At 38.8% G+C, this 20,212-nt stretch carries 18 protein-coding genes; 5 read left to right on the forward strand and 13 right to left on the reverse strand.

The features are described from left to right. Positions 1–103 precede the first annotated feature (103 nt). Positions 104–322 carry a pentapeptide repeat-containing protein gene (locus tag ACLLO5_RS15940; protein ID WP_413171483.1) on the forward strand — a complete coding sequence of 73 codons (219 nt, stop codon included), beginning with the start codon at positions 104–106 and terminating at the stop codon, positions 320–322. Here the strand turns inward: ACLLO5_RS15940 and ACLLO5_RS15945 are convergent. The 6 genes from ACLLO5_RS15945 to ACLLO5_RS15970 form a co-directional block, all read right to left on the reverse strand. Beyond that, positions 312–866: a protoglobin domain-containing protein gene (locus ACLLO5_RS15945; RefSeq protein WP_413171484.1), complete on the reverse strand. Its 555-nt coding sequence runs from the start codon at positions 864–866 to the stop codon at positions 312–314. The genes ACLLO5_RS15940 and ACLLO5_RS15945 overlap by 11 nt on opposite strands. Positions 867–939: 73 nt before the next feature. After that, positions 940–1,845, reverse strand: coding sequence for a DUF4388 domain-containing protein (locus ACLLO5_RS15950; protein ID WP_413171485.1), 906 nt, complete (start codon positions 1,843–1,845; stop codon positions 940–942). Positions 1,846–1,964: 119 nt separating this feature from the next. Beyond that, a complete protein-coding gene (locus ACLLO5_RS15955; RefSeq protein WP_413171486.1) occupies positions 1,965–2,513 on the reverse strand; it encodes a GTP-binding protein in 549 nt (182 codons plus the stop codon). Between the two features lie 167 nt (positions 2,514–2,680). Continuing rightward, positions 2,681–3,052, reverse strand: coding sequence for a roadblock/LC7 domain-containing protein (locus tag ACLLO5_RS15960; protein ID WP_413171487.1), 372 nt, complete (start codon positions 3,050–3,052; stop codon positions 2,681–2,683). Positions 3,053–3,820: 768 nt separating this feature from the next. Further along, positions 3,821–4,474 (reverse strand): response regulator, encoded by a 654-nt coding sequence (locus ACLLO5_RS15965; RefSeq protein WP_413171488.1) that lies wholly within the window; start codon positions 4,472–4,474, stop codon positions 3,821–3,823. Then, positions 4,471–5,679, reverse strand: coding sequence for a sensor histidine kinase (locus tag ACLLO5_RS15970; RefSeq protein WP_413171489.1), 1,209 nt, complete (start codon positions 5,677–5,679; stop codon positions 4,471–4,473). Before ACLLO5_RS15970 ends, ACLLO5_RS15965 begins: the two co-directional genes overlap by 4 nt. A 404-nt stretch (positions 5,680–6,083) precedes the next feature. On the opposite strand from ACLLO5_RS15970, the gene ACLLO5_RS15975 reads away from it, so the two are divergent. Together ACLLO5_RS15975 and ACLLO5_RS15980 are read left to right on the forward strand one after the other, a co-directional pair. Next, entirely contained in the window at positions 6,084–6,563 is a 480-nt protein-coding gene (locus ACLLO5_RS15975) for a Spy/CpxP family protein refolding chaperone (RefSeq protein WP_413171490.1), read from the forward strand. A gap of 108 nt (positions 6,564–6,671) precedes the next feature. Then, entirely contained in the window at positions 6,672–7,196 is a 525-nt protein-coding gene (locus tag ACLLO5_RS15980) for a Coq4 family protein (RefSeq protein ID WP_413171491.1), read from the forward strand. Positions 7,197–7,200: 4 nt separating this feature from the next. Here ACLLO5_RS15980 and ACLLO5_RS15985 read toward each other — a convergent pair whose 3' ends face one another. Continuing rightward, a complete protein-coding gene (locus tag ACLLO5_RS15985) occupies positions 7,201–8,529 on the reverse strand; it encodes an APC family permease (protein WP_413171492.1) in 1,329 nt (442 codons plus the stop codon). A 173-nt stretch (positions 8,530–8,702) separates the two neighbouring features. Further along, complete coding sequence (locus ACLLO5_RS15990) at positions 8,703–9,788, reverse strand: 4-oxalomesaconate tautomerase (protein ID WP_413171493.1); 1,086 nt, start codon at positions 9,786–9,788, stop codon at positions 8,703–8,705. A 159-nt stretch (positions 9,789–9,947) separates the two neighbouring features. On the opposite strand from ACLLO5_RS15990, the gene sipA reads away from it, so the two are divergent. Beyond that, a complete protein-coding gene (gene sipA, locus ACLLO5_RS15995; RefSeq protein WP_413171494.1) occupies positions 9,948–10,196 on the forward strand; it encodes a regulatory protein SipA in 249 nt (82 codons plus the stop codon). A 51-nt stretch (positions 10,197–10,247) separates the two neighbouring features. Continuing rightward, entirely contained in the window at positions 10,248–10,808 is a 561-nt protein-coding gene (locus tag ACLLO5_RS16000; RefSeq protein WP_413176106.1) for a peroxiredoxin, read from the forward strand. 57 nt (positions 10,809–10,865) lie between these two features. Here ACLLO5_RS16000 and ACLLO5_RS16005 read toward each other — a convergent pair whose 3' ends face one another. The 5 genes from ACLLO5_RS16005 to ACLLO5_RS16025 all read right to left on the reverse strand — a co-directional run bounded on the left by ACLLO5_RS16005 (position 10,866) and on the right by ACLLO5_RS16025 (position 20,146). Further along, positions 10,866–15,884, reverse strand: a complete 5,019-nt coding sequence (locus ACLLO5_RS16005; RefSeq protein WP_413171495.1) for a PAS domain S-box protein — start codon at positions 15,882–15,884, stop codon at positions 10,866–10,868. A 249-nt stretch (positions 15,885–16,133) separates the two neighbouring features. Further along, positions 16,134–16,622 carry a response regulator gene (locus ACLLO5_RS16010; protein WP_413171496.1) on the reverse strand — a complete coding sequence of 163 codons (489 nt, stop codon included), beginning with the start codon at positions 16,620–16,622 and terminating at the stop codon, positions 16,134–16,136. Then, complete coding sequence (locus tag ACLLO5_RS16015; protein ID WP_413171497.1) at positions 16,619–18,889, reverse strand: ATP-binding protein; 2,271 nt, start codon at positions 18,887–18,889, stop codon at positions 16,619–16,621. The genes ACLLO5_RS16010 and ACLLO5_RS16015 overlap by 4 nt, the downstream gene beginning before the upstream one ends. A 123-nt stretch (positions 18,890–19,012) precedes the next feature. Continuing rightward, entirely contained in the window at positions 19,013–19,399 is a 387-nt protein-coding gene (locus ACLLO5_RS16020; protein WP_413171498.1) for a response regulator, read from the reverse strand. Between the two features lie 354 nt (positions 19,400–19,753). Continuing rightward, positions 19,754–20,146, reverse strand: coding sequence for a response regulator (locus tag ACLLO5_RS16025; protein ID WP_413171499.1), 393 nt, complete (start codon positions 20,144–20,146; stop codon positions 19,754–19,756). Positions 20,147–20,212 lie beyond the last annotated feature (66 nt).

Raw genomic sequence — 20,212 nt, forward strand, 5'->3', positions numbered from 1 at the left:
TAAGCTATTATAGCGGACTATCCCACTAAACTCTCCTGTGAAGATGAACTAAGAATATTTTATGCGTCTAGCCCTAGAACAAGCAAAAAATGAGATACACCTTATGGATCTGTCAAAATTAGAAGGTGATTGGAGTGGGGTTGACTTGAGTAAGTCTTGGCTGGATGGAGCTAATTTGCAAGCTACATTCTGCCAAGCCAATCTAAGTAATAGTAGTTTGCGAGGGTCTGATCTGCCTGAAGCTATTGCGGCTACTGCTATATCTTCTACACCCAGGGTACTAAAACAAATATCTTTTAACGCAACTTGGATTACATACTAGATGCACCAGTAGCAATGAGACGTTTGAATAAAGCTTCTGACCAGCCAGTTTCTCTAAGTACCGCAGATGAAGAAACTTCTACATAAGCTTGCTCAATAAAAGCTAAATCAATCATACAAATTCGACCTAATGCATCTTTTAATTCTTCTGATTTGCCATCAAGTTTGAGCTTTTTACCAACTTCATGAATGACAACTGCCATAGCTGGAACTACGTGCTGAGGCGCAATACCAATTTTGACATGAACAAGTCCAATATGCCAACGACAATCAGCATAGGCTTGACCCCAATCATCCATACCTGTAAACATTTGATGAAACCATTGAATAAATGTTTCATGTAATCGGTGAATTCGTCCCTCAGTTTTGTTTAAAATGGCATTCATTTCTTCATCACGTCCTAAATAAGCATAGAAGTGATCAGCCATAGTGGATGCATTTTCTAGTCCCCAAGCTTCGTTAGATTTGAGAATAGATTTATCTTCAGAAGTTAAACCAATTCTTCTTTCCATTGTTTTCATAAAAACGTTAGGCTCTACAGTCATAACTAATCCTTTTTTATTGTTGAATGTTTACTGTTTATTTTTTCCTTTCAAACACCAAAATTACCTTGTTAAATTAAGCTGCTTTACTGCGGAGAAAACCAACTAAATTTTTGAGGAATGATTGACTAACAGGGGGCTTTTCAGTGGCTTTGATTGCAGGTACAGTTTCCTGTACTGGTTCTGGAAAAGTAAGTGTGGGAGTAGAGGTAGAAAGAGATTCTTCCAGGGTATAAGTGGGTGTAGCTGCAACCATAAAATACTCTTCTGCTAAACCAACTACAATCAATCGGAAAGCAATTTGTTGAATAGTTACTATGGGTATACTGAGTTGATTAGCAATATGTTGTAGAGATACTTGTCCGTTCACAAATTCCCATACTTGCCATTCCTGAGCATTTAGTTGTACTTTGGTCTGCTTGAGCATCAATCCTGACAATCCAGAAGTTGGATCTGGTAGCTTTTCTTCTAAAGCTCTCCAATCTCGTAGCGCACGCAAGCCAATTAATATGACCTCAGTTGCAGACATACTCAGACCTGTCATTTCCCCTAAAGGCAATGTTGATGTCGGTTCAAATCTAAAGAGAGCATCCTTGACTTGGAATAAGGCACATACTGGTCGCAGAACTTGGCTATTAAATAGCAGTTTTAGTTGTTCTGGTTGCACTAATCCTTGAGCTTTTAAGCATAATCCCAATGGTGAATTAATAAAACAAGAGGAAATTTGTGTGACTCTAGAAATTACTCGTTCACTGATCCACCCTCTTTGAGCAATCATTAATATTAAGCCTTGTTGGTCTAAACGATCAGCAGCACTGACTACACGACCTTGATGTAGCCAGATATAATAAACTTGCTTTTTTTTATTATCATTTTCTTCAGCTAAAAATTCAATGCTAAGTATTCCTGTTTTTTTCCCTTGATCTAAAAACTGGAGCAATTCAGGTAAGGAAAAATCGGCAAAATTACCAGTAATAGTCATGATTTATCTCCTGATTAAAAAAATGCCAATGTTGAACTAATTTTGAATAAATTTTTCCGCAATGTAACTTCCAAAAAATCAGATTTTTTTAGGAAATAGTCCTAAAATATTCATAGCTATCAGATAGATTCAACTGGACAAGTCTCCATTAAATGCTGTACTAGGGCAATTACAGCTTCTGCGACAGAATCTCCTTCGTTGGGATTGACTCTAACCATAGGTGGTCTTTCCTCTTCATTCACATATCCAATGGCAAGGTACACATCTTCTTCAGACCATGCACCAGGACAATCGGTGTGTGTTAGACCAATAATCATGGGAACTTGGACTCTTTCTTGCATAAAATTGAGAATTTTGCGCGCTTGACGAAATTCTCTAGCTCGGTGTGCTGCTATTAATAAGATATAAGCATGAGCTTTACGAATCAAAATATCCCACATGAAATCAAACCGAGACTGACCAGGTGTACCATAGAGATGTAGAGCCATTTCCGGGCAAAATTGCAGTCTTCCAAAGTCAAAGGCAACGGTGGTTCTTTGTTTGAGTAATGCTGTTTCATCAGTGGCACGGGTATCTGTATCTACAACTTCGATTTCACTAACGGAACGGATAAACGTGGATTTACCCGCACCTACTGACCCCGTGACAATTAACCGCATAATCTCCATGTTTATTTACTCCCTAAATAAACAAATTAATGATTGATTCTTCACTGTTTTGAGAAAGCTCCTAAATCTCTTTGATAGTTTGTTCTTAGTGGATATACAGTTGCCTAGATCAACTAAGATTTGTATACGATGGAACTTGCTATTAAGTCATCTTTGATTTGGCTCATTTAGTTCAAAACTAGTTTTAGTTCTTGGAGAATTCGTTTGATTTCTAGCATTAATACTCCCTGTTTGGCGGATTCACTAGCCAAAACTAGAAATACTGCATCTTCACCACAACCAGTTAAGATGCCAAAGCCTTTTTTTCCTTCTACAAAGATGCGGTCAACTGTACCTCTGGCTAACTCAATACCAATTCTTTCACCTAAAGACAGCATGGATGCTGACATTGCTGATACCCGTTCTTCGTCCATGCCACCAGGTAAACTTGCTGCTAAAGGTAAACCATCTGGAGTAACAAGTGCTGCTCCTTGAACATCTGTTGTAGCAGCAACAAAGTTTTGCAAAATCATGCCCAGTTTTTCTGTGTTAATTGCCATAATGATTCTTTTCCTGCGGTTTAAATGTGAGAGTGAGTAAGAAATTTACAACGGCGGTCAGTGATTAGGGGTTGAGTATTGCTAAATATTTACAGCAGTAAATATAGGATTTGGCAATAAAACCCGCTCAAGAAAAAACTATGGGTTTTACAGTAGACACGGTTTATGTTTGAACTCTAAACTAGGTTTTGATAAATAACTTCTAGTCACCCAATCATTAGGTGTGATTTCTCTAAAGCGGGCGGGAAAAATTAATTACCATTTCCAGTTATGTTGCCAAATTGTTGTTTTAGCAATAACGGCACTGTGTCAATGGATGCTTTTGTCCTCATTGGCTATTGATTTAATTATCAAGTAGTCAGAATTAATATAATACCGTAACATTACTGAATTTAGTGTTAATTTATATATATATAATTTCAGATAAAGTGAGCATATACTCATTTATAGATTGCGAATTGAAAACTATATCAGCCGATTTTTTTACTGTTAAAAAATATTTATTTATTTATATTAATAATTGTGAAGATTTTTTGCTAATGCTCAATAAAATAACATTTTATAGAACTCAAAAAATATGTTTTTAGCAATAATTCTGATAAAACTGATACAATAAGATATAGAATTTATGAGTTCTATTTGAACCTTATTTCTCAGTAGTTGCTCCTAAGTAGTTGATATTTCATTAATCAGTATTAGCTTCTGGATGCTACAAGTCTCCACATTTATTTTTCGTGGAATCAATTCAAAATCCAAATTTGATATTTGCTATTCTAAATAGGATAAAAATGTATTAGCAAGAATAGCGGCTTGGGTGCGATCGCGCAAATTAAGTCTACCTAAAATGTTAGTAACATGATTTTTGACTGTTCCTTCAGAAATGTAGAGTGTATGAGCAATTTCTCGGTTGCTGGCACCGTTAGCAATTAACCGTAAAACCTCTTTTTCTCTGGGTGTGAGTTCGACTAAACTTGGTGGTATGGATTTTTCAGGGTCGGGTGCTGTGGCTGGAAATTGAGTTAAAAGTTTTTTAACAATTCCTGGACTTAGTTGAGAAAATCCTTTATTAACAGCGCGAATAGCAACTGCTAATTCTTCTGAAGGTGTATCTTTGAGTAAATAACCCATTGCACCATTTTGTAATGCAGCTTTGATATATTGATCATCATCAAATGTTGTCAATACTAATACCTTTGTAGCCGGAAAACGGGTTTGAATGGTTTTTGTTGCTGCAACTCCATCCATAATGGGCATTCTGATATCCATTAAAACCACATCTGGCTGTAGTTCTTGCACTAAATGAATGGCAATTTCTCCATTTTCTGCTTCTCCAACTATTTCTAAATCTGTTTCTAATTCTAGTAATGCTCTTAAACCTTGACGAATCAAACTTTGGTCATCTGTAAGTAAGACTTTAATCATGTTTTCCACCTAACTAAGGGAATATCAACTATTATTTGACAACCAGAATTCTGAGCAGAGTTAATTGTAAATTCGCCTCCTAGTGCTAAAGTGCGATCGCGCATACTTTGCAAACCAAAGCCTGTTGTATTTTGAGTAACATCAAAACCTCTACCATTATCTTGAATTATTAATTTTACAGCTTTATCTGTTGTAGTTAATTCTAGTTGCACTAATGATGCTTGTGCATATTTAGAAATATTTGTAAATGATTCTTGAATAATGCGATAAATAGGAATACTCATTTCCGTGGGTATGGGATAATCTAAGGAGATTAGACAAGTTGGTAAAATTCCATTGGCACGTTGAAAATCTTCTACTAAGATACTAATTGCTTGTGCTAAAGATTGTGACTGTAAAGGATGCGATCGCATGGTAGAAACTGAGTTTCGCACATCTTGTAATGCCTTAGAACCTAGTTCCTTAGCCCTGGCTAAAAAGGTCATGGCTCTGGGCATATCCGATTTAGAAAGTTTGAGAGCAGTTTCTAATTGTAAATTTAAAGCAGTTAAAGAATGTCCTAGAGAATCATGAATTTCTCTAGCGATACGGTTGCGTTCTTCTAAAGTAGCTTGATTTTCGATTTTTAGAGCATATTGACGCAGTTTGTCGTTAGCGATCGCTAGCTTTTCTCGACTCTGACGTTCAGACAAAACAGCATTCATCAATACTAAAACAAATACTAAACTTAAACCAAATAGAACGGACAAACTAAAACTGAAAAATCGAAATCTTTCTTGTACTATTGGTGTTAATCTATTAGGTGGCAAGCGAGTCTTCAACGTCATTAAAAATAAGACAAATGATAAAAAAGTAACCGTTAAACGTCCTGGCAATTGAAAGATTAAACAACTACGAGTTACTAAAATTAAATAGAGAAACGGAAAAAGTCGCGCTGTTCTTCCGCCAAAAAATCCAGTAATGAGAATTAAAAATACTTCTGTAGCGGTATATATAATCTTCCCAAATTGATTACTGGTAGGTAATCGTAACCCCATCAAGCCAAAAAAAGCCAAACTACAAATAGTTAACTCTGGAAACTTGGCAGCAAATTTGGGTGATGGTGAGGGTAAAATTACCATTAATACTGAAAAAACCAGTAATACCCATTCTAAATACAATAGAAATCGAAATGGATGATTATTAATTTGGATAGGACGAGACATAAAAATAGGGAATAGAATAATTAAACAACTTCTGACTCCTGACCTGTAATTTCGTAAGTATTCAGGATAGAAAATACTCCAAGTCAGGAGAATAAAGGCTTTTTTAGTCAAAGTTGATGATGTTGATAAAATCTCACTGCTCTCTATTCTTTATTTCATAAGCATTCTGACTCCTGACTTCTGAATTCTTACTTAATTTCTTAATGCTACAAGTCCCGGATTTATCTGTGGGGTCAATCCAAAATCCAAAATTGGATGACTCCTCAATGTTATTTTGCTCTATATTAGTCAAATTTAGATCATGACTAAAGTCATGGGTATAGACGTGACTTTCTCCTCATGTTGTTGCCAGGGATAAATTTATATTATGGTGACATCCAACCAGAAACAACACAAAAGAATTTATGAAAAGCAAGACCTTATCATTTATAGCTGCTGCTTTTGCTCTGACTTTAACAGCAACCCCCTTTGTAGCGCAAGCACAACAAACTTCTCCTTCAGGTCAACCAGGTCAAGGATACGCTGAAAAAGGACCTTGGAAAAAGTTGGGACTAACGGATGTACAGAAAACCGAAATCCAAAAAATTCGTCGCAATACTCGTGCGGAAATGGATAAAGTTCTGACAGATGAACAAAAAGAACAGTTAAAAGCAGCTATGCAAGAACGTCAAAACCAATCTTCACAAGGTGAAGGTAGAGGTAAATGGAAAAAAGATGTTTTTACTTCCTTGAATTTAACTGACACACAGAAAAACCAAATTCAGACAATTAGGGAGTCATCAAGAAAACAAATGGAAGCAGTTTTGACTCCAGCACAACGGGAACAACTCAAACAAATGTGGGAAAATCGCGGTTCACGTCGTCAATCAGGTAGGACGAATTAAAGTTTTAAAATTCCAATAAATAGGGAAGGGTGAAAAACCCTTTACCCTGTAACCAGTCCCTAAACCAATTGTTAACCAAGCTACTTACAATATAAATAACGAATTAATATGATGGAATTTTTCACCACTGATCCAAATAATCCCCACAGATTTGAAAAGTTTTTAAATTTATTAGACCGTTGGACTGAAGCTAAGGGATTAAATGTTCCCCAAGTTGTAAATAGTGAAAAATTGAACTCCCTTCCTAACGGCACATTTGGCAGAACTTGGGCAGATTTTATCCATAAAAACAACTTACAACCCTTCACCACAGGAAGCCGTCGTAAACAGTTACATGATGGTGTTCACGTCCTCACTGGTTACGCGATAGATCCCGTTGGTGAAGCAGAAGTACAAGCATTTTTATTAGGGGCAAAATTTACTGTTGCTAACCTAATGTTAGGGTTAGGACTGTTGCGGATGATTTACAGAAATCTTAATTATCAACAACAGTTTTCCTGGGAAAAACTACAAAAAGCATATCAACGTGGTTGTGAATCCAATTTTGACCCAGATACTTGGCAACCAGAATTTCTTTGGGATTTACCATTAACTGATGTGCAGAAAATATTTAATGTAAGTAGGGTTTGTTGACCCACTATGGAATGGGTTTATTTATTGTTTCAGATAGTTTGATCCGATGGATAGCAGAATGCCAAATTAAACCTATACCAATCAATCCAAAACTGATACACCAAACTTGCCACTCTATCCAAAAAGCTAAAAATAGACAGGATGACAAAGCAATCCAGCTTAACCATTTAGGATATAATCGCTCTTCATCACTCAATTTTAGGGCAGCTAAACTGACAATAATACAACGGTATAAACCACCAAAAGCACCAAAAGACCAAGTAGTTTTTACATTACCAGTTAAAACTAAAAGCATAATAACAGCACAGATAAAGTAGACTGCCCAATAAGGTGTAGTTTCAGAACTATTTAACTGTGCCATAAAGCTGGGCATATCTCCCCGTCTTCCCATAGCTAATAGTAGTCGGGATAGTCCGAGAATAATGCTGAGGAGGACACTAAGCATAGCAGTAGTAGCCCCAATTGCTAAAATATTAGATGCTCCCGGAATACCAAAACTCAATGCTACTCTTTCCAAAGATGCTGTTTGCGCTGTCGTATCACTTAAAGCCTCTGCACCAATAGAACCCAAGCTCACTATTGCCACTCCTATATAAAGAACTAGAGTGACGACAATTGTTAATAAAATAGCTTTAGGGATATTTTTCCGTGGTTCTTTGATTTCTTCCGCAACCATAGCAATCCGAGCAGCACCATTATAAGCAACAAACATCAAAGCTGTAGACTCCAGCAAATTTTTGAGTAAATTATCAGAATTATTTTGAGAAAAAGTTAAATATTCAAATCCCGTAGCAGAATGAACTAACAAACCAGTAACTATCAAAAAAACCAGGGACAAAATTGTGATGAAAACCGTTACTGTTGTCGTTACCTTAGAACGCTTCATACCTCCCAGCACAACTAAGGTAATTATTAAAACAGATGCTTCTGCAACGGGTACAATAAATCCTTTATCAAATAATCCTACAGCGTTCAGAAAATAGCCAGAAAAACCTAGAGCAGCCGTGGCAGCAACAGCAGTTTTACCTAACAGATAAATCCAGCCACCAGTAAACCCTAGCCAATGGTTTAGATACTTATAACCATATTCATAAATTCCACCACTCACTGGATTATTTGCTGCTAGTTGAGCCAAATTCAAACTATTACAAGCTGATAAAAATCCAGCTAAAATTAACGCAAAAATTACAGATAAACCAGATAGTCCAGCAGCTATACCAAGACTAACAAAAATACCTACACCGATAACTGAGGCTAGTCCAATAATGGTAGTATCAAACCACCCTAATTCCCGTTTCATTTGATGCTGAAGATTTGTCTCTGACTCTGACATAGATATTCCTAACGAAAACTTATTGTGATTTTAACAGGAGTATAAATAACAACATTTACAAGCAGCTATTGTTGTCAAGGTAGGAAATAGGGCATAGAGCGTCATAGCATGGGAGATTTTTCAGACCCAATGCTCAAAATGCCCCATGACCCTGATTTCTCGTTTCCCATCTCCTAAGTCCATAGGTGAGAAGAAATATAAACATTACCAGAAAATAGCAACCTGGCTGTTCGTAATAGCCCTGCACGTTCAATAACTATTTCTGAGCCTTGTTGACGAATAACCAAGGAAATTTCTATTTTTCCGGAAGGATGCTCAATGATGATATTTTGCTGTTCCGAGTCTGTCACCTTGGCCATACCATCAGCAACAGAACCTTGGAGTAAAGTGCAGGAGGCAACGCATATAGCCCCAGTGACGGCATGAGCAGCATGACAAGTATCTGGAACAAAATAGCGGGAAGTAATACTACCTCCTTGACGTGGTGGAGCAATAATGGCGAATTTGGGGATAACGCTGTTTGCTACATTCCCTAATCCCATTCTTTCACCCGCAATGCGACGAATTGCTTCTATTCTCTCCAAAAAAGCAGTATCAGCATCGAGTTCTGCCTTAGTTTCATAACCTGTCTTACCTAAAGCTTCAGCTTGTGCGATCGCCATCGGTACAGCCACATCAATACAGGTGACTTGAATTCCTTCAATTTCTTCGCTCAGATAACCAGTAGGTAAAAGTTTGCCTGTCTTAGACCCAACAATATTCATAAAATTGAGCAAAATCGGTGCTGCTGCGCCAGGTACACCGTCAATCGCTGTATCACCTTCGTAAGTTACCTGGCCTCCTGGTGTACAAACTACGGACTCAATCAATGCGCCCGTATTTACAGCACGAATCTTGACTGTTGTTTTACCATTTACATCTGCTGAAACAAGATTTTTTTCAATTGCCGCCGGGCCTACACCTGCTAAGATGTTACCGCAGGAAGGACTTACATCAACTTTCGGAGTGAGTACATTCACTTGGGCAAACAGGAAATCCACATCTGCCCATGGATGTTCAGATGGCGACAAAATTGCTACTTTGCTCGTGAGAGTTGTTGCACCACCAATCCCATCAATCTGTCGTTCATCCGGTGAACCCATCACAGCCAATAGTATTTTATTTCGCACTCTTTCATCAGATGGAAGATCCTCTTTCAGAAAATAAGGACCCCGTGATGTGCCACCACGCATAAACAAACAAGGTATTCCGATTTGCATGATTCTGGTTAATCTTTAAATTGACACTCTCCTGCCTAAAGACAAGGAGATTCTTGGTTCAGAAACTGTCAAGCAAGTAAGTGATAATTAAAGTATCTCTGAAAGCGTTAGTCTATTTTTTATCAGTTATAAATTAATTTACACTCCTACGTTCTGAAAATGTCTCCAGAATTCCCCATTGGTAGTAAAGTTCGCGTCGTCTCTCTACCACCCTACGTCAAAACTGCTGACCCTATGCCCATGCTGCGCCCTCCTGATATCATCAGTATTGGTGAAGAAGGTATAGTCCTTGACCGTCGTCCTGGAGGTTATTGGGGAGTACGCTTTACTAGAGGTGCTTTCCTTATAGATAGCCAATACATCGAAAGTACAGAAAATCCGCCACAATCTCAGCCGGATTCAGAATAGCAGCTGATAAGAATGTTAACTTATGTTAAGTTATCATTCTCATTTGCAACTATGATTTCTCGTCGCATTTTTATCAGCATTTTATTTGCCGGTTGTTTTGCTCTTATCAGTTGGTTGAACTTTACTCCCACAGCTAATGCTTTGGGTGGTAAATTACCTGCAATTAACCAACCTGCACCTGATTTTACCTTACCCACCAATACAGGAGATGGCAAAATCTCCCTCTCTGATTTGCGTGGTCAGTGGGTAGTGCTGTATTTTTATCCCAAGGACTTTACTTCTGGCTGCACTATTGAAGCGCGACGTTTTCAACAAGACTTACCCAAATATCTAGAAAAAAACACTCAGATTATTGGTGTGAGTGCTGATGATATAGATTCCCATGCCGAATTTTGTGATTCTGAAGGATTAAAATTCCCTTTATTGGCTGATACTAATGGTGCAGTTAGTAAGGCTTATGGTTCTTGGATTGGTTATGTATCTATGCGCCATAGTTTTATCATTGATCCTCAAGGTTTTGTGCGGGAGACTTTTGTGAAGGTAAATCCCAATATTCACAGTGCAGAAGTTTTTGCACGACTGGAAAAGTTGCAGTCAGAAGAAAGGGTGTAGGGTGAGGAAAAGGATGTAGGGGGAAATATGTATTCTGGCTGTGGGGGAAAACCCCAATTATATTCGCAGTTGCATATTCCCACTATCCTTTACCAGTAAAAGCTGTTGGATGATCGTTACTAGTTCCTTGAGTTTGACAGGTTTTGAAAGATAGTCATTTGCTCCTGCTTGTAAGCATTTTTCCTCATCTCCAGGCATAGCTAACGCTGTCAGAGCAATGATAGGAATATGTATCAAATTTGCATCTAATCTAATTTGTTTGATTGCCTCCAAACCATCCACTTCTGGCATTTGAATATCCATCAAAATCAAGTCAGGAAGTTCTGCTTTAGTAAGATCAATAGCTTCTTGCCCGTTCTGTGCCAAGATCATGCGGTATCCTCTGGACTCTAAGTAACCAGAAATAGTAAAACTATTACCTTCGTTATCTTCTGCCAGCAAAATCAGCGGTGCATCCTCTACTATGCTGATAGGAGTGGGATTTTGCGGTGATGATACTTCATCTACTGCATTGGGAGTAGATTCAGAGATATTGCCACAAGGTAAATCAACAGTAAAACAACTACCTACACCAATTTCACTGGTAACAGCAACCTTACCTCCATGTATTTCCACAAACCGCTTCACAAGAGCAAGCCCCAAACCAGTCCCCTCATATTTACGATTTAAGGAACTATCAATTTGTATGAAAGGTTGAAACAGTTTATTGATATTTTCTGGAGGAATGCCGATACCAGTATCAATTACCGCAATGCGAATAAAATCTTGCCAGGATGTTATCTCTGCTATGAATTCTAGTGGTTTGTGGGTAACTTCTACAGTAATCCGACCGCCTTGTGGTGTAAATTTTACAGCATTATTCAGCAGGTTAATCAAAACTTGGCGGATGCGCCTTTCATCTATTAATAGATTTGGCAGATTAGGTTCAATTTTCAAATCTAACTGAATCTGTTTTTGGAAAGCTTGCTGTTTAATAAAGGCCAAACTGGACTTTAAAAGAGGACTGATTTCTATCAAAGCATAGTCGAATTTCATTTGACCAGCTTCAATTTTGGCTAAATCCAAAATGTCGTTAATTAATTCTAATAAGTGTTTTCCACTACGCTCAATAATTTGCATACCCCGTTTTTGTTTCTCATTTATTAACCCAAATGCCTCATCTTGTAATGCTTCAGATATACCCAAAATGCCATTAAGGGGAGTACGGAGTTCATGACTCATATTCGCTAGAAACTCGTCTTTAAGACGGGTAGCGCGGGCAAGTTCTTCATTAGAAATCGCTAATCTTTCATTAACTTCGCGTAGTTCTGATTCCACATTTTTAGTTTCGGTAATGTCCCGATGAGTGCCTGTCATCCGCAAGGGATTTCCTTGTGCGTCTCGAACTACAGCTTTACCATAGTTCGCAATCCACTTATATGAACCTGCTTTAGTTTGGACTCGATAGTTGAGTCTGTAATCACAAGAAGCATCTTGCAGATGGGCATTGAGTTTTTCTTGCACATAAGGCTGATCTTCTGGGTGAACTAATTTTTCCCATGTACTGACATGACTAGGTAACTCCCCAACTTCAAAGCCTAGCATTTCTAGCCATTGAGGGCTGAGATAGAGTTCATTAGTGATGATATTCCAGTCCCATAATCCATCTCCAGAAGCTTCTAGTGCCAATATGAGACGTTCTTCACTCACTCGCAAAGCTAATTGGGCTAGTTCACGTTCTTGAAGTGCGGCTTGCTTTTCGGTGATATCGGCAATATAACCAATAATTTCTACAGGTTTTCCGGCTTGATCTCGCACCAGGTGAAACTTATCTTCTATCCAAAGATAATTACCATTTTTGTGAAGAAAGCGATATTGGTGGAGGTGATATTCCACTTCTTCAACTTGGGCTAGTCCTGCTAAAACTAGCGGTAAGTCTTCTGGGTGAATATGACTCAACCAAAAATTTGGTTCTGTCAACCATTCTTCTGTTGTATAACCAAGAATTTTCTTGACATTGCTGCTGATAAAGGTAGCATCAAAGTTATCAGATACTTGGCAAGTGTAGATAACGGCAGGACTGGCTGAGAGGACAAATTCTAAACGTTCTTTGAGTTGTTTATTTTCTATTTCTTCTTGTCGGCGTTCCGTAATATCAAAGTTAATGCCGATTATCCGTTGGCGTTGCCCTTGGGAATTGTTCTGAATAATTCCATAGGCTTTAATAATGCGAATTGAGCTATTAGGCCAAATGATTCTAAATTCTGTATCGAATTCTTGATTGAGGTCAATTGCTTGTTGAAAATTTTCATGGAAAGCAACTCTATCATCAGGATGAACAAATTGTAAAAATTTTTCATAAGCTTTCTCTGTTATGTCAAAATTCTGACTATTAACTCCAAACATCTCATACATTCGCTCATCCCAAACTAGGGAGTTGCTGATCAAGTCATAATCCCAGATACCTAATTGAGCAGATTTCACTGCTAGTTGTAATCTATCTGACAGGTTTTGCAGTTGTTGTTCTGCTTGTTTATTAACTGTGATATCACGGGAGTTAGCGATCAGGCGCAGTGGTTTTCCTTGTAAGTCAGGTACAGCAGCAACCAAGACATCCCACCATTTTGGTGTTCCCTTGGCAGTTGGGCAAAATCCTTGGAAACTACCAACATTTCCGCTTTTTGCAGTTTCAATGGCTTGAATAGCTGCTGATTGATATGCTTCCGGCCAAAATGTTATCCATTCTTTACCCAAGACCTGATCATAGTCATCAACTTCCATTAATGCCAATCCTGGTTGGTTCATGGAAATGATTTTGCCGTCCATGTCTAAAACTTTGAGACAGTCGGCATTGTTTTCAAAGATGCTGCGGTTAAATTCTTCACTTTCACGCAGAGCTATTTCCGCCTGTTTGCGGTTGGTGATATCTGTGAGAGTGCCGATCTGGCCAATTATATTGCCATTGCTATCGGTTTCGGCTACTGCTTGACAGTAATACCAGATAATAGTGCCATCTGGTTTGACACTTCTGGCTTCATTTTGGTAACGTTCTCCTCTTGTGAATGTTGTCTGTAATGCTTGTTGGTATTCTTGGTGAAGGCGTTCTCGGTCGTCTGGATGTAGGGTTTCTAGCCAACCTTTCCCTAATGCTAATTCAGCCTTTCTACCCATCATTTTCGACCAGTAATCATTCACGTATAGACAGTTACCATCTAAGTCGAAACGGAAAATGGCTACTGGTGCTGCGGCAGCTAAATTTGCAAACCGTTGTTCGCTCTGAAGTAAAGCGGCGGTACGTCTCTCAACTCTATCTTCTAGTTCTTGATTGAGTTGCTGTAAGGCTATTTCTGCTTGCTTGCGTTTGCTGATGTCATGGGAACAACCAATGAGCCGAATAATGTTACCTTGCTCATCTCGCATCACAGAAAGCCGCAAGCTAATGTATATCTCTTTTCCTGACTTGGTGCGAGTGCGTAATTCAGTTTCATAACTTCCATATTTGAATATAGGTTGGAACACCAGTTGTGGTAATTGTGCTAATTCTTCTGAGAAGTAAAGTAAACCAATGTGCTGTCCGATAACTTCAGTCGCAGTATAGCCATATATTCTTTGGGCAGGTTGATTCCAGGTTTGAATAATGCCATTGACATCTGTAGAAACTACTGCATCGTGAATTTCATTGAGAATCTGGGCTTGTATTTTTAGGGTGGTTTCGGCTTGTTTACGCTCTGTAATATCTCTGCCTTCTGGGATGAGTAACATCACTTTTCCGAATTTATCCTTGAGGGGACGAATGGAAAAGTCTATGGTAATGATCTGATTTTCAATACATAATATATCTACTTCATAGCGAATAAATTCCCCTTGGGCTGCACGGGCGATCGCTTGTTTTAATTGCTCTTGAGTAGTGCTAGAAATTTGCCAACAGTAAATTTCCCAGAATGGTTTATTGATCACATCTTCTAGTTTTAAACCGCCAGAAGTTAAGGATGTATGGTTGGCTTCGAGTAAAATTCCTTCGGTGGTTAGCAGTGCTGTGAACTGAAAACTCTGATTGAATATAGCCCGGAATTTTCGCTCACTCGCTTCTAGTTCTTGAGTTCGTTCTTCTACTTTAGTTTCTAGAGAAGCATTCAAATTTTGAAGATTTTCATACAGTTCTGCTTGTTTGATAGCTACAGCAATTTGTACAGATAGTTGTTGGAGTAAATCTATTTCAGCTTCTTGCCACTCACGGGTTCTATTACACTGATGAGCAATAAGTAACCCCCAAAGTTGTTGACTAGAATTGTGCTGATCATTTACTTCTTGGTTCAGCACAATTGGCACAACCAAATTAGCTTTAACTTCAAATTTTTCTAATAACTGAATATGGCAGTCTTTTAGTTCTGCATGATAAATATCAGTAATAGCCAGAATTTTACCATTACGATAGGCTATACCTTGATTTTCTCGAAAGCAGGTATCCTCAATTTGACATTTGAGGGCGGGTGTCCATTCAGGTAGTACGGACTCAGCCACAATTTCACCACTCATATCTGGGTGAAACTGGTACACTATTACCCGGTCTGCTGTCAGCAATTCCCGCACTTCTTGTACAGTTGTTTGGAGAATTTCATCTAAACGCAAAAACTCACGAATACGCAGCGAGATAGCAGCTAATATTTGTTGTTGTTGCTGCTGCATCCGCAGTTGTTTGATTAATTGATTTCTTTCTAATGCGCTATGAATAGCATGAGAAAGTTTTGGTGCGGTGAGTTTGCCTTTGACTAAATAATCTTGAGCGCCATTTTTGAGGGATTGAACTGCGATCGCTTCATCTCCCAGTCCAGTTAAGACAATGATGGGAGTTAGCACATTCGTGAATTGCAAAGACAATTTTTTGAGAAATTCCAGTCCATCCATGTCTGGCAAGCGGTAATCTAGTAATACCATATCTGGCTGTTGCTGCTGCCATAGTTCCAGACCTTGCTTTCCCTGGTTGGCCTCCAGGATGGTGTATGAATATTCGCTATCATGCCGTAAATACCGACGATAAAGTTGCCGATCTTCGGGAGAATCTTCAATGATGAGAACGGTACATTGTTTTTGTCTCATAAAACTCTAACTCAAGTTGCTGGTAATTGGTGATTGGTAATTGGTAATTGGTAATTGGTGATTGGTAATTGGGTTATTTATCTCCCCTGCTCCCCTGCTCCCCTGCTCCCCTGCTCCCCTGCTCCCCTGCTCCCCTGCTCCCCTGCTCCCCTGCTCCCCTGCTCCCCTGCCTCCCCTGCCTCCCCTGCCTCCCCTGCCCCCTGCTCCCCTGCTCCCCTACTCCCCTACTCCCCTGCCTCCTGCCTCCTCTCAGCAATTAGGTAGGGTTGTGACTACAAACCAATAATCTAGAATTGTTTGAATATCATGTTTTAATCTAGTGAAATCTATGGGTTTAACAATGTAGCTATTAGCTCCGTATTGGTAGCACTCATTAATATCTTTTGGATTATTAGAAGTGGTGAAAATAACAACAGGAATGGTTTTCAGATGATAGTCTTGTTTGATTTGGCGTAGTACCTGTCTGCCATCAGTTCCTGGTAAGTTCAGATCCAGGATAATGACGCTGGGATAAGGAACAGATTCAAGACCAGCATATTGGCCAGTGCGGTAAAGAAAAGCTAGTGCTTGCTCACCATTAACACATCGTTGGATGGGGACGACAATGGGCGGCTCAAAGGGCTGTGCCACCGGCAATCGTTTTACTAGCCGTTGCAGTGCTTCAAAATCTTCGTTGCTGTCTTCCACAACTAACAGCAGCGGTGTTTGCTTGCACAAAGAAGGTGAACTGTCAATCATTTGTTTACTGTTATCGAAAGTGTGAAGTAGAAAGTAGTACCATGATTGAGGACAGATTCTACCCAGATTCGTCCTCCATGCCGTTCCACTATTTTCCGGGCAATGGTTAACCCAGCGCCAGTTCCACCGCCAAATTCATCTCGCCCATGTAATCTACGGAATATCTGAAAAATCTTTTCGAGATGTTCCTGGGCAATACCAATTCCGTTATCGCGGATATAGAAGATGCGGGAGTAAAGTGGTAGAGATGAATGTTTTTGTTGTTCATGCTGTTCTATGTAGCCAATTTCTACCCATTTTTCTGGTTTATTGTTGTATTTAATGGCATTAGTCAGCAGATTTGTAAACAGTTCATTTATTTGTGTGCGATCGCCCTGAATCATTGGCAAGGTTTGGGGAATGCGAAACTCAACTTTACTATCGGGACGGGCCATATTTAATGTGGCAATTACCTGCTGCACTAACTCATGCAAATTTAGATTTTGAGTCAGCAGATCAGCGCGACCCAATTGGGAAAAATGCAGTAGCGAATTAATCAAATCTTCCATGCGTTGAGTCAAACGCACTAGAGTTTCTAGTTTCTCAACTCCATCATCATTCAAGATTTCTGTATAGTCCTCCATTAAGAAATTGGCATAGTTATGAATACCCCGCAATGGTTCTTTCAAGTCATGGGAGGCAATATAAGCAAAAGAATCAAGTTCTTCATTACTGCGTTGTAATTCAAAATTCATCAATGCCAATTCATCAGCTTGACGTAAAATAACACCCACAATTAAGCTACGTAATTCAACTATTGCTTGCAATTCGCAGCGTTTCCAGGGTAAAGCACAGCCTTGTACTGTTTCTTGCCATAATGCAAAGGATTTACGCGGCGATATTCGCACATTACCATCTGATACTATTTCTACAGGTTTGTTTGGGTTGCCACCCCAGTTCACGGTTTGAATTTCCTCTGGACGAAACCAGAGAATATAATTGTGATGTACTTGAGAAATTTCTAAGGCTAATACCCCACTGGCAATATCTTTATATGACTCTGCGGCCGGGTAATCTTTAGACAGGGATTGTGTAGTAAATACGTTGTGATGCAAATTGGGTTTAATCCAATTCAATAAAGCATGACATTCCAGTTCTAACGGGGTTTGACCAATGCGGATGTATCTATTACCACTGGATATTACGGCTCCCGTAGCATTCACCAGATTTAGCAGTTTATTACCGATGCTCTCAATTCCTTCTAAAAATGTGTTGGCTTGAGATAAGGCTTCGATAAATTCAGCTTGTAGTAGTTTTACCTGCATTTTGTAGTCGCTATGCTCACTAGCTTCTTTATTTGCCAGTTCTACAGACATGACCTGGCCAATAAACTCGCAAGCTGTGCGGAGGTTATAAGGAATATGCTTGGGTGAGGTGTGGTGACAAGCAATCAATCCCCACAGCTTTTGATCTTGGATTAGGGAGATGGACATGGAAGCAGTTACACCCATATTTTGTAAGTATTCGATATGTAGAGGAGAAACACTCCGCAACACCGATAAACTTAAATCTAGCGGTTGGTTTGTCAGGGGATTATGGTCTGGAATTAAGGCCACAGGTTGATAATTAACATCTGGTATCAACCGCAACCAGTTAAGTGTATATAGCTGTCGGGCTTGTTTGGGAATGTCTGAAACTGGATAGCGTAAGCCAAAATAGGAGAGTTCTTGATCTGTATCTTCGGCAATGACGCTTCCTGCTCCGTCGGTATCAAATCGGTAGATCATGACGCGCTCAAAGCCTGTAATTTCTCTTATTTTTTTGACAACTGATTGACACATTGGCAACAGGCTGGTTGCTTTCTGAATCTGGGTAATGATGCCTCTCACCTGTTGGTAAAAATCCAAAAAGTCTGTTGTTTGCTCAGACGGTTTTGGTTCTAACTCTAAAATAATTAGGCCATTGTGACGATGGACAATTCCATAAAAATGGTAATATTTATTACCATATGTAATGGTAATATTCAGGGGATTGATACTCTCAAAATCTCTGGTTATGCATTGTTGAATTTGCTGAATTTGCTGGCTATCGAGTAAATCTAGTAGTGATGTGCCTAGTAACTGGTCAGGTGGTACATATAGTATTTCCAATGTGTTGCTGCTCACCTGAATGATTTGGAAAGTGGAAGCTTGCACAACTAGTAAAGCCCCGTGGGGTTGAATCAGCCCTGGTATGTGAATTGGTTCGCGATCGCAGTTTGTTAAATCAAATGTTTCATTAATAACCATATTTATTTTTAATATCTATAAACTATATCTGGATGGGAATGTGTAAAAAGTTTACCTTTACTCAAGAAAGGTAAACTAAAAAAATAAAGAACTGATAAAGATGCGAATTTATTTAGAAAATTTTTAACATCTCTCATCCCAACCCAGAATTTGAGCAACTTGTTGGGCGATAGTGACAGCTTTAAATGGCTTAGTGATAATGCCAGCTATTTTCATTTGGGCAAAACTGGTGCGATCGCTTGGAAGAACTTTTGCGGTTAATAGAATTATTGGTATTAATTGAGTTTTCTCATTGGCCTGAAGTTGTTCGTATAATGTCAGACCATCCATATCAGACATAGACACATCGAGCAAAATCGCATCTATAGATTGTGTTTGAGCAATTTGTAACGCTTCTTTACCTGTCGCAGCCGTTATAGTATCCCATCCGCCTAAGTCTTGTAAACAAACTTGTACCAATTCCCGGATTCTTTCTTCGTCATCTATGATCAATACTCGTTTATTTTTCATCGAAAATTTGCGGTTGAAATCTGAATTAATGGGCGAAATTCTTGATCACTCAGTAGCTTCTCCTTCGCGGTAGCGGTGAGAAGCAAAGAGTAACCAAACATTTATCGTCGGTTGTTGGGTTACGCTGTCGCTTAATCCAACCTACAAAATCTTTTAACCGAATAGTATTATGACCAAATTAACTCACATTGGATACAAAAACTTTGCATCTAATTTAAGTAAAATTAGCCATAAATAATAAAATGTGAACTCTATAAACCTATATTATTAAGCAAAAAATAAGTATTTATTCTTAGCTACCGCTTTACAAAGCTAAGTTAAAAAAATAAAGAACTAATAAAGATGGAAATTTATTTACAAATTTTTACACAACTCCCACCCCAGAATCTCAGCAATGTCTTGGCAAATAGTGAGAGGTTGAAATGGCTTACTGATAATGCCAGCAATTCCCAGTTTGACAAAACGGGTGCGGTCACTGGGTAAAACTTTTGCCGTGAGTAAAATTACTGGTATTAACCGAGTGATATAATTTACCTGAAGTTGTTCATATACTGCCAAACCATCCATTTCCGGCATAGACAAATCGAGTAAAATCGCATCCACAGGTTCTAGCTGGGCAATTTTCAACCCTTCCTCTCCAGATGCAGTCGTCAACGTATCCCATCCGCCTAAATCTTCTAAACAAGCTTGTACTAATTCGCGGATTCTTTCCTCGTCATCTATAATTAATAATCGCTTAGTAATCATTGGCCATTAGTCATTGGTCATTAGTCATTGGTCATTGGTCATTAATAAAACATTTTCCTCTCCAGC

This window comes from Anabaena azotica SJ-1 (genome assembly GCF_047275885.1).
Lineage (GTDB): Bacteria > Cyanobacteriota > Cyanobacteriia > Cyanobacteriales > Nostocaceae > Trichormus_B > Trichormus_B azotica_A.

What these genes read in the sequence shown, in the direction of transcription:
- ACLLO5_RS15940 (WP_413171483.1), top strand. Translation starts at nt 104, where the DNA reads ATGGATCTGTCAAAATTAGAAGGTGATTGGAGTGGGGTTGACTTGAGT.
- ACLLO5_RS16025 (WP_413171499.1), bottom strand. Translation starts at nt 20,146, where the DNA reads ATGATTACTAAGCGATTATTAATTATAGATGACGAGGAAAGAATCCGC.
- ACLLO5_RS15985 (WP_413171492.1), bottom strand. Translation starts at nt 8,529, where the DNA reads ATGTCAGAGTCAGAGACAAATCTTCAGCATCAAATGAAACGGGAATTA.
- ACLLO5_RS15945 (WP_413171484.1), bottom strand. Translation starts at nt 866, where the DNA reads ATGACTGTAGAGCCTAACGTTTTTATGAAAACAATGGAAAGAAGAATT.
- ACLLO5_RS16000 (WP_413176106.1), top strand. Translation starts at nt 10,248, where the DNA reads ATGATTTCTCGTCGCATTTTTATCAGCATTTTATTTGCCGGTTGTTTT.
- ACLLO5_RS16005 (WP_413171495.1), bottom strand. Translation starts at nt 15,884, where the DNA reads ATGAGACAAAAACAATGTACCGTTCTCATCATTGAAGATTCTCCCGAA.
- sipA (WP_413171494.1), top strand. Translation starts at nt 9,948, where the DNA reads ATGTCTCCAGAATTCCCCATTGGTAGTAAAGTTCGCGTCGTCTCTCTA.
- ACLLO5_RS15990 (WP_413171493.1), bottom strand. Translation starts at nt 9,788, where the DNA reads ATGCAAATCGGAATACCTTGTTTGTTTATGCGTGGTGGCACATCACGG.
- ACLLO5_RS15965 (WP_413171488.1), bottom strand. Translation starts at nt 4,474, where the DNA reads ATGATTAAAGTCTTACTTACAGATGACCAAAGTTTGATTCGTCAAGGT.
- ACLLO5_RS15980 (WP_413171491.1), top strand. Translation starts at nt 6,672, where the DNA reads ATGATGGAATTTTTCACCACTGATCCAAATAATCCCCACAGATTTGAA.
- ACLLO5_RS15960 (WP_413171487.1), bottom strand. Translation starts at nt 3,052, where the DNA reads ATGGCAATTAACACAGAAAAACTGGGCATGATTTTGCAAAACTTTGTT.
- ACLLO5_RS15950 (WP_413171485.1), bottom strand. Translation starts at nt 1,845, where the DNA reads ATGACTATTACTGGTAATTTTGCCGATTTTTCCTTACCTGAATTGCTC.
- ACLLO5_RS15970 (WP_413171489.1), bottom strand. Translation starts at nt 5,679, where the DNA reads ATGTCTCGTCCTATCCAAATTAATAATCATCCATTTCGATTTCTATTG.
- ACLLO5_RS15975 (WP_413171490.1), top strand. Translation starts at nt 6,084, where the DNA reads ATGAAAAGCAAGACCTTATCATTTATAGCTGCTGCTTTTGCTCTGACT.
- ACLLO5_RS16015 (WP_413171497.1), bottom strand. Translation starts at nt 18,889, where the DNA reads ATGGTTATTAATGAAACATTTGATTTAACAAACTGCGATCGCGAACCA.
- ACLLO5_RS15955 (WP_413171486.1), bottom strand. Translation starts at nt 2,513, where the DNA reads ATGGAGATTATGCGGTTAATTGTCACGGGGTCAGTAGGTGCGGGTAAA.
- ACLLO5_RS16020 (WP_413171498.1), bottom strand. Translation starts at nt 19,399, where the DNA reads ATGAAAAATAAACGAGTATTGATCATAGATGACGAAGAAAGAATCCGG.
- ACLLO5_RS16010 (WP_413171496.1), bottom strand. Translation starts at nt 16,622, where the DNA reads ATGATTGACAGTTCACCTTCTTTGTGCAAGCAAACACCGCTGCTGTTA.